The organism is Pseudomonas sp. 11/12A (genome assembly GCF_000800055.1).
GTDB lineage: Bacteria > Pseudomonadota > Gammaproteobacteria > Pseudomonadales > Pseudomonadaceae > Aquipseudomonas > Aquipseudomonas mohnii.
Genome location: NZ_JUGV01000001.1, coordinates 500,558 through 514,091, shown reverse-complemented (window position 1 = coordinate 514,091; position 13,534 = coordinate 500,558). Strand labels below are relative to the sequence as shown.

Sequence of the window (13,534 nt, the reverse complement as noted above, 5' to 3'; positions counted from 1 at the left end):
CACAGAACACCGTCGCCACAGGTTGTTACTCCGGCTAGGGCTAACCCTTGCATCGCGAACCTCGCACCTAAGATAGACGCCTTGCGTGATAGATAGATGACCTGCCAATTTATCGGGTGAAGGAACCACGTCATGTCTACCGCAACACCCCCTGTCTCCAGCAAGTTGTTCGGCCTGTTTTGCCTGGCCAGCTACCTGCTGTCGCTGTCTTACGGTTCGACCTTTTTGCTGTCGCTGTTGATCGGCTCTCGCGGTGGCAATGAGCAGGATGCCGGCAGCGTGATTTCGGCAGCGATGCTCAGCACTTTCGCCGCCGTAATCGTTTCCGGTCACTTGTCCGACTGGCTCGGCGCGGCCCGTTCGGTGGCGCTGTTCGGCCTGTTGCTGGTCGCCGCCAGCCTTGGTTTTGCCCTGACGCCAGGCTTCGGCCATCTGCTGCTGATTTTCGGGTTGTTGCTGGGGTTGGGTTGGGGCGTGTTCTACACCCTCGGGCCGATCATCGTCGCCAGCCTGGTGACGCCGGCGCAGCGAGCCAAGTATTTCGCCCTCCTGTCGGGCAGCATGATGACCGGCATCGGCAGCGGTCCGTTGCTCGGTCGCGCCGCGAGCGCCCTCGGCTATCCGGTAACGGCGGCGTTTTACCTGGCGGCGCTGGCGAGTCTTGTGGGGGTACTGCTGTTCTGGCGTCTGGACCGACACCTGAAAACGGCCGCGGCGCAATCGACCGTCGTATCGCGGATTTCCTGGCACGCCGCGGCCCGGGTGCTGTCGTCCAGAGCGGTGTTTCCGATCATCATGGTGGGCCTCGGTGGCTGCGTGTTCGGCGGATTGTCGAGCTTTCAAACCAGCTACGCGGCGCAGCGCTCGCTCGACTATTCGTTGTTCTTTCTCGGCTTCATGAGCGCGGCGATCAGCGGCCGCCTGCTGATCGCCGGATTCGTGGTCAAGCGCGATCCACTGCGTGCGTCCTGCCTGCTTTCGGGGCTGATGCTGGCCTCGATCCTGATGTTCGGGTTCGTGGTCGACAACGGCTTCAACTACGTGCTCGCCGCCGTGATGCCCGGGGTCGGTTACGGCCTGACCTATTCAGTGATCAACGGCCTGGCCGCCAATGAGGCGCCGAGCGGCACCACCGCGCAATCCTTGCTGCTGTTCAGCCTGTCGTACTTCATCGGCGTATTCGGCTTTCCATTGCTGGCCGGGAAAATCATCGTCGAACACGGCATGGCCACGCTGCTGCTCACCGTAATGGCGGTTGCATCGCTCAATTGGTTGATCACCGTCGGGCGCCTGCTCTGGCGTCGAATGAGCATGGCCAAGGCGTTGCAGCGCGCCTGAGCCGTCCGTCGCCCATCAGGCACCCATCGAGATCCGGGGCGGACTAATCAGGTAGGACTCTATTTATTGGAGACAACACCATGAGCCTGTCCCGGTTGACCGCCCTCGCCCTCACCGCGCTGCTGTCCTCTACCGCCTTCGCCGGGACCACCGGCCCCACTAACCCTGTGGAGAAACCCAAGGCCCCGGCCATCCAGAGCGCCCCTGGCATCAACACCGACGGTGCGGGAATCGACAACCGTTTGCCGCCTTCCACGGGGACCGATCCACGCACCCAGGGCAACGACCCCGGGCGCCAGGGCGGATTCGACTTGCCGGACACCGAAACACCCGGTAACACCGGCGGCGGTCTGGGCTCAAGCACCAGCGGTGACTCGGGCAAAGCCGGCGGAATCAGCCAATAGCTGCCCCCCCTGAAAGCAGGATTGCTGTCCCACTTTCGGGGTGCGGATCAGCTATCGCGAATCGCCTTCAGGAGCCGGCTTGCCAACGATGGCGGCAGATCAACGGCTAGAGCCATCGCCCATCAACGCATCCACTTCAGCCGCCCCTGGCGAAGTAGCAGGCCCCCAGCGAGTCACCGCCAAAGCCGCCGCCGCATTCGCCCGCCGTGCTGCATCAAACGCCGACAATCCCTGGGCCAGCCCCGCCACGAACACCCCGGCATGGGCATCGCCCGCACCATTGCTGTCCACCGCGTCGACCTTGAAGCCCGGCACATGCCGACGCTCAGAACCCTGGCTGATCCAGCAGCCTTGCGGCCCATCGCGCACGACCATCAACACCGTGGCCGGTAGATGCGCCGCCAGGCACGTCAGCGCGTCGGAGATGTCCGACGCCCCCGTGAATCTCTGCGCCTCGACCGCGTTGCTGGTCCACAGGTCGATGCGTGGCAACAACGCCTGCATCAGCGGTGCATCCGGTGAATCCACCAAGGGCCCCGGATCGAATACCACGTTGATAGCGCTCGGCAACGCCAGCACCCAGTCCACCAGCGCCTGTGCCTTGCCGACGTGCAGCAGGCTGTAGCCACTGACGTAGACATAATCACCCGCCTCGGCCGACACGCTTGCCAGGTCTTCGGCCGTCAGTTCGCCTTCCGCACCGATGTAGGAGACAAAACTGCGCTCGGCCGACGCGTCGGTGATGGCGACACACAATCCGGTATCACGCTCGGCGCGCTGAGCGATGCCGATCTGGATGCCCTCCGCGTTCATCGCCTCGCGCGCCAAGTCACCGAAGCGCCCGGTGCCATGCCGACCCAGGTAAACCACCGGCAGACCATTGCGACGGGCGGCGGCCATCACATTGAAACCGCCACCGGCTTCGAAACGGGCCGATTGCGCGAGCACATCGCCACCTGCTTGCGGCAATTTATCCACGGCCATGACCAGGTCGATGATGACCTGGCCGGTGTGCAACAACTTAGGCATGGGCATTCTCGATCAATGCGGCGCGACGATCCTTCGCCCCGCCGAGTACCCGATAAATCCCACCAGCGACCACGAAGGTCACGATCCAGCCGAGGCCGTTATGGCCCAGCCACGAATCGGACAGAAAGCCTTTGAACCAGACGTTTTCTGCGGTAGTGCCAATGGTGGTGAAACTGAAACCGAGCACAATGGCGATGGCCCAGGCACCGAAGGCTCGCCATTCGACGCCGCCGCGATACCAGTAGGCGCTGCTCGGGCTGACATCCAGCAAGTCCTTGGGGCTGTAGTAGTGACGATGGATCAGGTCGACCACGAAGATCCCGACCCACGCGGTGATCGGCACTGCCAGCAGGGAAATGAAGGTGATGAACGGACCATAGAAACTGTCGGCGATCAGCATGAAGTAGATCGAACCGGCGAAGATCGCAACGATGTCGACCACGACCGCATAGACACGCTTGACCTTCAAGCCGAGGGTCAGCGTGGTCAGGCCGGCGGAATACACCGAGAGGTTATTCGACAGCAGCAGCCCGCCGAATGCGGTGATCAGGTACGGCACGGCCATCCAGGTCGGCAGCATGTCGCGAATCGCGATGATCGGATCGGTGGCCTGGGCCAGGTCGTTATTGCCCACCGACAGCAGGCCGCCGAGGGTGATCAGCAGCACCAGCGGAATGCCCGCGCCGAATGCCGCCGACGCCACCAGGCGCACAGCCTTGACGCTGCGGTGCTGATAGCGCGACATGTCGGCACCGGCATTGGCCCAACCGATCCCGGTGCCCGCCGCCATGGTGCCAACGCCGATGATCATGGCGCTGAGCGGCGCAGGCGTGGCATTGAATACCGCGCTCCAGTCGATGGTGGCGCAGAGGAACCCGCCGACCAGAATGTTCAGCGCGCCGAACACGTAGGTCGCCCATTTCTGGATCACCAACAGCGTGGCGTGACCGAGGCCGGACACCGACAGGGTCAGCAACACGAAAATCGCGATGAACAGCAGCGTCAACAGCGGTGCGCTTTTCGCTTCCACCGGCGAGCCGAACAGAATCGAACACAATGACAACAGCACGAACGCGGCAGTGGTGGTGTTGACCGTTTCCCAACCCAGGCGCGACATCAGTGAGACCAGGGTCGGGCCAATGTTGCCGCGTACGCCGAAGATCGCGCGCGACAGGGTCAGGCTAGGTGCCCGGCCTCGACGGCCGGCGATGGAGATGATCCCGACCACCGCGAAAGAACCGGCGGCACCGAGGATCGCGACGATGATCGCCTGCCAGATCGCCAAGCCGCGAAACGCTACGAGGGTTGCGCCCAAAGGCAGGCCGAGGATGGAAATGTTGGCGGCGAACCAGACCCAGAACAGTTGCAAGGGATGACCCTTGCACTCGGCTTCCGGCACAGGTTCGATGCCACGGGTTTCCAGTTGTCCGGCATTTTGCCCCGCGTTTGATGAACTCATGAAAAAATGCTCCTGTTGCCTTTGTTGTGGTTGTGGGCAATACGGAAGTCGATACAACAGCCCGGCCATCCTGGCCTTGTTGGTGCGCACTATTGCGGTTTATCAAATTGATTCGGTGGTGCGCCCATCGCGGGCAAGCCCGCTCCCACAGGGTCACAGCGATCCTGTGGGAGCGGGCTTGCCCGCGATGGCGTCAGCGCAATCAACGCAAAGCCAATAGTCCCTGCACCAGTGGCTTTAGCTCTAGATCGTTGACAGCCTTGACTGTGTCGATCAACGCGACAGGCCAAGTCTCAAGGCCCAGGCTGGCCCCGAGCATCGCGCCGAGAATCGCTGCGATGGTGTCGGTGTCGCCCCCCAGGCTGGCGGCCATGCACAGCGCTTCGAAGGCATTCATCTCGCCGATGGCCACTTGCTGCGCCAGGGCAAACGCTACCACCACCGATTCCTGTGATGCCACCGAAGTGCCAATCACGTCGTACAGCAGGTCGGCCAACAACGCCTTGTCGCTGTCGATGCTGATGCTGCGCGCCCAACTGATGCGCGAGGCAATGCGTCCGCCGGCAACCCAATGGCCATGGCTTTCGGCTTGCTGGGCGACTTGCTGGCCAAGGTTCAGCGCTTCCCCCAAATCCATGCCGTTGATCCCGGCCGAAACCACCGCCGCCACCGCCGCCGCGCTCGAAATACCCAGCGTGGTGTTATGGGTCACCTGGCAGGCCTGTACCACGGCATCGATAAAACGCGCGGGATCTGCGACGTCGGCCGCGATACCGACCGGGGTGATGCGCATCGCCGCACCGTTCGTGGTGCCGTAACGCCCCGCCTCTTCCGGCGAATGACCGGCCAGGATCATTTCAATCGCACGTTTGGTCGACGGCCCGAGCAAATCCTGGGAGCCCTTGGCCTGCATTTGGGCTTCCCATTCGATCAAGCGCCGGGCGAGCAACGCCGGTTCGATCCTGCCCTTGCCGTCGATCAGCAACTGGCCGACCAGGATCGCCTGTTCGGTGTCGTCAGTGATCGAGCCCCTGGGCATGTTGGGGGCAATCGGTTGCAAGGGGCCGGCGTCTTGCAGGTCAGTGATTTCGCCGAAGCGCGCCTTGATTTCGGGGCGGCTCAGGGATTGGGTCGGCATGCCCAGCGCATCACCCAGGGCCAAGCCATAGAATGCGCCAAGTGCACGGTTGAGCGCCGTCATTGCGCCGTTCCAAACTGCAGGTGAAGACGAAAGTGCACAGGGTCGAGCAAACTTTCCACCTGTTCCATGAAACGGTTTTGCCGGTCGTACGTGGTGCGCAAGGCTTTCAGGAATACCGTACCGACCGGGCGGCCCAACAGTTCCGCGTCTTCGGCGTTCAGCGGTTCGGCACCGATCCATTGATCGCCGCGTTCACCGATATAGCCATAGGCCGCCAGGGTGATGGTCAGGGAGTTGTCGATCAGACCGACACGCGGCAGGCTTTCCAGACCTCCGGTGGCGGGCATCAAGGAGCGTTCGAGGGAGACCAGCGTGCCGTCGTTGGAACGGCGGCGTCGGTCGAGCGTAATGAACTGGTCGATGCCGAAGCGCGACAGCAGGTCAGGACGGGTCACCGCCTCCAACCGCAGCACTTCGGTGTTGACCAGCGCGCCGCTGTCGGCCAGGGCCTGGGCCCAGCCGTTGCGCTGGTCGAGCACCATACCGTCGAAGGTGACGATGGAGCCTACCCCGCTTTGCGTCGCAATGTAGTTGCGCCGTTTCAACTCGGCCAGGGCTTCACGCAAAGTACCTCGGCTGACTTTGAATTCTTGAGCCAACTGATGCTCGCCCGGCAGATGAAAGCCGTCCTCCATGAGGCCGCTTTCAATGCGCCGGATGAGTTCGTCGACCACCCGTTGTTTCTTGTCGAATCGTACCTGTCTAATCATGTACAAATTGATACCCGAAACGGGTTGGGACGGGCAAGAAATATTTAAGGGAGGTGACAGAAGGATGCGATTGTTCGCGAGAGCGGGAGTGAGTCAGTCATGCAGCCATCGTGGGCAAGCCACGCTCCCACAGATTACGCAAAAACCTGTGGGAGCGTGGCTTGCCCGCGATGGCGCTCGTGAGAGCAGCGAAAATCTCAGCGTTGTTTCAGACGGTCAATCACCACCGCCAACAGCAGAATCGAACCCCGAATCACATACTGGTAAAACGTATCGATATTCTTCAGGTTCATCGCATTCTCGATGATTGCCAGAATCAACACCCCGGCAATCACGTGCCGGATCATGCCGATCCCGCCACTCAACGAAACCCCGCCCAGCACACACGCCGAGATCACCGTCAGCTCGAAGCCCTGGCCGATCATCGGCTGACCCGAGGTCATGCGCGAAGCCAGAATCACACCGGCCAACGCGCCGATCAGGCCATGCACGGCGAAGATAATGATCTTGGTCCGGTCAACGTTGACCCCGGCCAGCAGCGCCGCTTCCTGGTTACCGCCGATGGCCATGGTGTTGCGGCCATAGGTGGTGTAGTTGAGCAACCAACCGAAGAACAGGAAGCAGACGATGGTAATCAGGATCGGCACCGGTACACCGAACAGTTGGCCATTGCCGAACACGAAGAATGATTCCTGGGACACGCCCACCGCTTTGCCGTTGGCGAAGATGTAGGCCAGGCCGCGCACGATCTGCATGGTGGCCAGCGTCGTGATCAACGCATTGACCCGCAGCTTGGCAATCACGATCCCGTTGATCAGCCCGACGATCAGCCCCATGACCAGTGCCGCACAGACACCGAGAAACACGCTGTTGGTGTCGCGCATCACCACGGCGGCGACTACCCCGGCACAGGCGATCACCGAGCCCACCGACAAGTCGAAATGCCCGGACGCCAGGCAGTACAACATGGTGCAGGCGGCAATCCCGGTAGTGGAAATCGCCAGGCCCAGGCCACGCATGTTCAGCGGCGATAGGAAATTGTCGATCAGCAAGGTGCAGAGCACGAAGATCCCCACCGCCGCCAGCAGCATCACCCAGTCATCGAGAAAGCGTCGCAGGTCCAGAGGCTTGCGCACGGTCGGCAGGGTTTCGTTTTGGGTTGTCATCATAGTCACCTCTCAGTTCGCCACGCCGTCAGCGCGTTGGCGCGGCAAAGCCAGTTGCAGCAAGTTGGATTCGTTGGCCTGTTCGCGGCTCAGTTCGCCGCGCATGGCGCCTTCGCACAGCACCAGGATGCGGTCCGAAATGCCCATCACTTCCATCAGGTCGCTGGACACCACGATCACCGAAATACCGTCGGCGGCCAGGTTGTGGATGATCTGGTAGATCTCGGCCTTGGCGCCGATGTCGATACCGCGAGTGGGCTCGTCGAGCAGCAGCACTTTCATCGGCATCGACAGCCAGCGACCGAGAATGGCCTTCTGCTGGTTGCCGCCGGATAGAAACTTGATCTGTTGTCCGGCATGCGGCGTTTTTACTTTCAGTGCCTTGATCTGCTTGTCGGCGTTGCCCTTTTCCCACAGCCCGCGCAACAGGCAGCCAAACGTGGAATGGGCGCCGCGCGCACTGATGTTGATGTTTTCGGCGACGCTGGAGAGCGGCATGATGCCCTCCTTCTTGCGATCCTCCGGGCACAGCAGAATCCCGGCGGCGATGGCGTCGCGGGGTGAACGCAACTTCAATTCGTGGCCGCGCAGTTCAAGGCGTCCGGCGGTGTTTCGCGTAAGCCCGCTGAGCATGCGGAACAGCTCGGTACGGCCGGCGCCCACCAGACCGAACAGCCCAAGAATCTCGCCTTTGTGTGCCTCGAAACTCACCGGTTCGCGCAAGCCTGGCCCGAGCAGGCCGTCGACTTTAAGTGCCACCGCGCCACGCTGGCGGGGACGGTAATCGTAGATGTCCTGGATGTCGCGACCGACCATACACGTGACCAATTGATCGTGGGTCAGCTCGCTCATGTCCTCGAAGGTGCGTACGTAGCGACCATCCTTGAACACCGTCACCGCGTTGCAGATACGGAACACTTCTTCCATGCGATGGGAGACGTACAGCACCACTTTGCCCTCGTCGCGCAGGCGAGCGATGATCGCCATCAAGCGGTCGATCTCCCGCGCCGACAGGCTGCTGGTCGGCTCATCGAAGGCAATCACATGGGCGCCACGGGACAAGGCCTTGGCGATTTCCACCAGTTGCCGTTGCCCGAGGGACAGGCGTCCGACTTTTTCTTGGGGGTCGATTTCATCGGCCAGTCCCTTGAGGCAGGCCAGCGCTTGCTGGCGCAGGGTACGGCGATTGATCAAGCCGAAACTGGCTGGCAAATGCCCAAGGAACAGGTTTTCCGCCACGCTCATTTCCGGCACCAGGTGCAGCTCCTGGTGGATCACCGCCACCCCGCTGCCGATGCTGTCGGCGGTGGACTTGAAGACCATTGCCTGCTTGCCGATCTGCAAGTCGCCGCTGCTCGGGGTATAGGCGCCACCGAGGATTTTCAGCAGGGTCGACTTGCCGGCGCCGTTCTCGCCCATCAGGGCATGAACCTGCCCCGGATGGGCGACGAAGCTGATGCCATCCAGCGCCTTCACGCCGGGAAAGGTTTTGCCAATCCCGTTGAAGCGCAAGCTGCCACCGCCACTAAAGGAACGGCCGGTGCGTTGTTGTATTTGTGTTTGCGCGTGCATAACCACCTCATGACACAGATCAGGCAACCCCGTTGCCGGGGCTGCCGATGAAATCAACCCGCCCTCAGTTCCACAGACCGATCTTTTCCAGCTCCTGCTTGAAGTTGTCGCGGGTGATCAGCGTCACGTCATCCATGGCCGTGTATTTCGCCGGTTCTTTGCCGGTGGTGACCCACTCGTACATCATGCTGGCGGTGTTGTAGCCCTCGATGTGCGGGCTTGGCAGCATCGAGCCATAGAAGCCACTGTCGGGTTTCTTCAATTCACCGATGGCATCGGTGCCGTTGATGCCGATGCCGATCACATTCTTCGCCGCGAAGCCGGCAGCTTCCGTGGCGCGCACGCCGCCGAGCACGGTGTTGTCGTTCATGCCGCCGATGATCAGGTTCTTCGCCGCGCCCGGCAGCTTCACCAGCGCCGAGTTGGTGGCGTCCATGCTGCCCGGCACGTCGAGGGTTTTCAGCGCCGAGAACAAGATGTGATCCTTCGGCATGCCGGCGTCTTCCAGCGCCTTGACCGAACCGTCGGTGCGTTTCTTGCCGGTGTCGAGTTCGTTGTAGGTGTTGATCACGGCGTAGGTGTCTTTCCAGTCCCAACCGCGCTTTTTCGCTTCGGTGGCCATGGCGCCGCCCTGCTTCTGGCCGACTTCGAACGCTGCCATGCCAAGGTACGGAACCTCTTCCATGAATTTGCCACTGGCATCGACGAAGCGGTCATCGACGGCGATCACTTTCAAGCCGTTGAGCTTGGCCTTGGCCATGATCGCAGGGCCGAGGGACACATCGGGCGGGCAGATCACAAAGCCCTTGGCGCCGTTGGCGGCCAGGCTGTCGATGGCCGACAGGGTCTTCTCGCCATCAGGCACGGCAATCTTGATCAGGGTGAAGCCCTTCTCCTTACCGGCCTTTTCGGCGAAGGCCCATTCGGTCTGGAACCACGGCTCTTCCGCTTGTTTGACCAGAAACCCGATTTTCACTTCCTCGGCCGCCAGCAGCGTACTGCTCAGGCTGACCGCAGTGACCGCCAGAGCGGCACAGCACAGGGAACGGATTGCACGACGACGATTCATAGGTTTTGACTCCTTGTTATTTTTGTTGAGCATTCTTCGAAAGCGTTCTTTTCAACCAATGGCGCGGTGAAACCTTATCGCTAAATAGTCATATCGTATGATGATTGAATTTCAGGCGCAGTACTGCGCCTGAAATCCTCAGGTTTCAGTCGTGGTACATGACCGAGCGCCCACCATCGATGGTGATGCACGACGCGTTGATGAACGGCGCTTCATCGCTGGCCAGGAACACCGCTGTCATGGCGACTTCTACCGGCTGACCGACTCGTTTTGGCGGGTGCAGATCAAAGGCGCGCTGACGCTCGGCGTGGGGATCGGCAAAGCCGTTCCAGTAGTCGACGTTCAATTGGGTTTCGATGTAACCCGGAGCAATGGCATTGACGCGAATGCCCTTGGGCGCATATTCGATGCCCAGGGCACGGGTCAGGCCGAGCAAGCCGTGCTTGGCCACCGGGTACGGGAAGCAACCGGGAATGATGTGGCTGGAATGGGTCGAGGCAATGTTGATAATGCTGCCGATGCCCTGCTCGATCATCTGCGGCAAAACGGCCTTGCAGCCGAACCAGGCGCCGTCGAGGTCGATGGCAAAGCAGCGACGCCAGTCTTCCTCGGTCATTTGCAGCGGGTCGCGGAACACATTGACCCCGGCACAGTTGACCAGCACGTCGATCCGGCCGTGACGTTCCACCGCCAGCCTGGCCATGGCGTGCAAATCCTGCTGGTGCGAGACATCGACCTTGATCGCCACCACATCGGCACCTTTTTCCCGCCAGTGCGCCGCAACCTTTTCGACTTTATCCCCCTGAATATCGCTGATGATCAGCCTGGCTTGCTGAGATGCGAAGCTGGCGACGATCGCTTCGCCAATACCCTGAGCCGCGCCGGTGAGCAACACGACTTTGTTTTTCAAGCGCTCGCCCTTCGGCGGTTCGGGTACCGGTGGCAAGGAAAGAGGTTCAGCCATGGATCAAGACTCCTGTTCGAAAGCACGACGAAAACCGGGCATCCGTGGATGTCCGGTCAAAAGGCGTTGAGGCAAGAACAGGCACGCAAAAAACGTTTCAGCTTTGAAACGCTCTGAAGCACTGACTCCGCACGGGAAGACGGTGGAATATCGCTGCATCACTTCACCTGTTTTGTTTTTCTTAAGTGTGAGTGCATGTAACTGGTGAGGCCGACTATAAACCTGGCCCAGGATAAATCTCAATATATATATTTACATCCCATATTTTGGGATTTATCCCGCAAAACGAGTGCAATGCTTTCCGGGGACGTCCACACGAATCGACAACACGGCCCCATCCAGCGAATGCCCGAGCGGGCTCGCGGCACTGGTGATGTACAGGGTTTTAAGATCGGTATCGCCGAACACGCAACTGGTGGGGCGGCTGACTGGCAGCTCAATCACCCGATCGACTTTGCCGTCCGGGCTGAGCCTGAGCAGGCAGCTGCCGTCCCACCGGGCGTTCCAGATAAAACCTTGCGCGTCCATCGCCGATCCGTCCGGACCGCCGCGCCCATGGGCTGCAAACCAGGTCTGCGCCGGTTCGAGGTTGCCGTCGGTGCGAATGAAATGTTGATACAGCGTGCCATCGAGGCTGTCGCCGAAATACAGGGTGGTGACGTCATCGCTCCACAACAACGTATTGGGAATGCCCAAACCGCGAAGCAGGGGCGTCACCCGGGCGTCGCGGTCAATGCGAAACAGCCCGCCGGTACGCCGCACGATGGGCAGGTCTTCGCCTTGTTCGCCGATATTGTTTTGCATGGTGCCGAGCCATAGCCGACCGAGGGCATCGCAACGCGCTTCGTTGGCGCGGTTGCCCGGTTGCGGGTCGGCGACGCAGAGCAACGTCAGCCGCGGCTCCAGGCCGGGCGAATCCAGATCAAGTCGATAGATGCCACTGCTCAAGGTCACCAGTGCATCGCCGCGCTCACACGGAATGAACGCTGACACGTGCTCCGGCATCTGCCAGATCTGCACGTTGGCGCCAATCAGCCGCAACGCTTGCTTGCCGGCGATGTCCACCCAGTACAGTGCCTGGGTCGGCGCATCCCAGAATGGGCCTTCACCGAGTTGCGCCCGGTGTCCGGTCACCGCTGTCCACGTCATGAAACCTCCTGCTTTCTTATTCTTTTCAGGTCGGAGCCGGTTTGCCGGCGCCCACAGGTTCTTCGTTTTCAGCTGGCTTTTTTGTCGGCCATGACCTGCGGGTAGTAGCGCTTGATCGCCAGGTCAGCGTTGTCGATCAGGGTCATGCAGGCCCAGACACCGCGCGCGGCATCGCGGGCGGCGATGGCTTGGGCCATGTCTTTATGAATGGGCAAGGTGCGACGCAGTTCGTCGGGGTCGGCGGCGGACACTTCGAAACACACCGCCAGCAAGGCACCGAGGGCCGGCACCATTTGCTCGATGAATTGATTGTGGCTCGCGGCGAGGATGCACTCATGGAAGAGCTGGTCGGCGCGGTTGTAGTCGATGCCACTGTCCACGGCGCGTTCGAGCGCGTTGCAAGCCAGTAAAATCGCCTCGACCTGCTCGCCCGTCGCCCGCTCACAGGCCCAGCGCACGGCCATGGGTTCGATGGTGCGGCGCAGGTCGAGCAAGTCATCGACGAAGTTTTCCGGCAAGCCGCTGCGCGACAGCCAGCCGACGACTTGCGGATCGAACAGGTTCCAGCGCCGTACCGGCAACACACGGGTGCCGACCTTCGGCCCGACTTCGAGCAGGCCTTTGGCAACCAGGGTTTTGATGGCTTCGCGGATGACGGTACGACTGACGCCGAGCTGCTCGCCGAGGTCAGCTTCGACCTTGATGGTTTCGCCGGGCTTCACTTGGCCGGTAGCGATCCAGCAACCCAGCCAATCGACGGTCGACGCATGAAAACTGCTGGACATGGATATCCCCAAAGCCATTCGCTAAGGTGGCCACGCTAATCATCATATGATTGACTGTCAAATTGATTTTTTGAACACACGCAAACCCTTTTGGGAGCGAGCTTGCTCCCATAGGGTTATGTGTCAGGGCTCAAGACCGATGCGGAAAAACTCACCCCCACTCCACACGCCCAACCAACGCTGCCCATCGATCTCGCGACTGACTGCCAGCTCAACCAGTTGGTAAAACACATTGCGATGGATCAGCGCTTCAAGGTTCGTGCGCACATGCACGTAAGGCGCCGGTTCCTGGGTGAGTGGATCGACCACCACACGAATCGGGTGTTCAGCACCGGCGTCGGTGGTTTCGTCGACGTTGGTGGTGAAGCGCAGGACCTGCGCCTCGCCCTCGCCCTCGACGTCCACGGCGATGGCCACGAAGGGCGCGTCATCAACCTTGATGCCGACCTTCTCAACCGGCGTAATGAGGAAATAATCATCGCCATCGCGACGAATGATGGTGGAGAAGAGTTTGACCATCGGCTTGCGCCCGATCGGCGTGCCCAGGTAATACCAGGTGCCGTCGCGGGCGATGCGCATGTCGATGTCGCCGCAGAAGTCGGGATTCCACAGGTGGACCGGCGGCAAGCCTTTGGTTTTGGGGATTTGCCCCAACAGGTCGTTGGCTTTTTGCGGGCCACTCATGGCG

At 61.1% G+C, this 13,534-nt stretch carries 13 protein-coding genes; 2 read left to right on the top strand and 11 right to left on the bottom strand.

Annotated elements, in window-relative coordinates:
- Positions 1-132 precede the first annotated feature (132 nt).
- Positions 133-1,338 carry an MFS transporter gene (locus GQ39_RS02440; RefSeq protein ID WP_047527013.1) on the top strand — a complete coding sequence of 402 codons (1,206 nt, stop codon included), beginning with the start codon at positions 133-135 and terminating at the stop codon, positions 1,336-1,338.
- A gap of 80 nt (positions 1,339-1,418) precedes the next feature.
- On the top strand, positions 1,419-1,742 hold the full coding sequence (locus tag GQ39_RS02435) for a hypothetical protein (RefSeq protein ID WP_047527011.1): 324 nt from the start codon (positions 1,419-1,421) through the stop codon (positions 1,740-1,742).
- Between the two features lie 99 nt (positions 1,743-1,841).
- On the opposite strand, the gene GQ39_RS02430 is transcribed toward GQ39_RS02435, so the two are convergent.
- The 11 genes from GQ39_RS02430 to GQ39_RS02380 all read right to left on the bottom strand — a co-directional run bounded on the left by GQ39_RS02430 (position 1,842) and on the right by GQ39_RS02380 (position 13,530).
- Positions 1,842-2,771 (bottom strand): PfkB family carbohydrate kinase, encoded by a 930-nt coding sequence (locus GQ39_RS02430; RefSeq protein ID WP_047527010.1) that lies wholly within the window; start codon positions 2,769-2,771, stop codon positions 1,842-1,844.
- Positions 2,764-4,230: a purine-cytosine permease family protein gene (locus tag GQ39_RS02425; RefSeq protein WP_047527008.1), complete on the bottom strand. Its 1,467-nt coding sequence runs from the start codon at positions 4,228-4,230 to the stop codon at positions 2,764-2,766. The genes GQ39_RS02430 and GQ39_RS02425 overlap by 8 nt, the downstream gene beginning before the upstream one ends.
- Positions 4,231-4,432: 202 nt before the next feature.
- Entirely contained in the window at positions 4,433-5,431 is a 999-nt protein-coding gene (locus GQ39_RS02420; RefSeq protein ID WP_047527006.1) for an ADP-ribosylglycohydrolase family protein, read from the bottom strand.
- Positions 5,428-6,141 carry a GntR family transcriptional regulator gene (locus tag GQ39_RS02415; RefSeq protein ID WP_047527004.1) on the bottom strand — a complete coding sequence of 238 codons (714 nt, stop codon included), beginning with the start codon at positions 6,139-6,141 and terminating at the stop codon, positions 5,428-5,430. Before GQ39_RS02415 ends, GQ39_RS02420 begins: the two co-directional genes overlap by 4 nt.
- 197 nt (positions 6,142-6,338) lie before the next feature.
- Positions 6,339-7,307 carry an L-arabinose ABC transporter permease AraH gene (araH, locus tag GQ39_RS02410; protein ID WP_047538387.1) on the bottom strand — a complete coding sequence of 323 codons (969 nt, stop codon included), beginning with the start codon at positions 7,305-7,307 and terminating at the stop codon, positions 6,339-6,341.
- Between the two features lie 12 nt (positions 7,308-7,319).
- Positions 7,320-8,879: an L-arabinose ABC transporter ATP-binding protein AraG gene (gene araG, locus GQ39_RS02405; protein WP_047527002.1), complete on the bottom strand. Its 1,560-nt coding sequence runs from the start codon at positions 8,877-8,879 to the stop codon at positions 7,320-7,322.
- A 64-nt stretch (positions 8,880-8,943) separates the two neighbouring features.
- Positions 8,944-9,948 carry a substrate-binding domain-containing protein gene (locus tag GQ39_RS02400; protein WP_047527000.1) on the bottom strand — a complete coding sequence of 335 codons (1,005 nt, stop codon included), beginning with the start codon at positions 9,946-9,948 and terminating at the stop codon, positions 8,944-8,946.
- A 145-nt stretch (positions 9,949-10,093) separates the two neighbouring features.
- Positions 10,094-10,912 (bottom strand): SDR family oxidoreductase, encoded by an 819-nt coding sequence (locus GQ39_RS02395; RefSeq protein ID WP_047526999.1) that lies wholly within the window; start codon positions 10,910-10,912, stop codon positions 10,094-10,096.
- Positions 10,913-11,185: 273 nt separating this feature from the next.
- On the bottom strand, positions 11,186-12,061 hold the full coding sequence (locus GQ39_RS02390; protein WP_047526997.1) for an SMP-30/gluconolactonase/LRE family protein: 876 nt from the start codon (positions 12,059-12,061) through the stop codon (positions 11,186-11,188).
- Between the two features lie 68 nt (positions 12,062-12,129).
- Positions 12,130-12,846, bottom strand: coding sequence for a FadR/GntR family transcriptional regulator (locus GQ39_RS02385; RefSeq protein WP_047526995.1), 717 nt, complete (start codon positions 12,844-12,846; stop codon positions 12,130-12,132).
- Positions 12,847-12,969: 123 nt separating this feature from the next.
- A complete protein-coding gene (locus GQ39_RS02380; protein ID WP_047526994.1) occupies positions 12,970-13,530 on the bottom strand; it encodes a DUF1285 domain-containing protein in 561 nt (186 codons plus the stop codon).
- Positions 13,531-13,534: the final 4 nt, after the last annotated feature.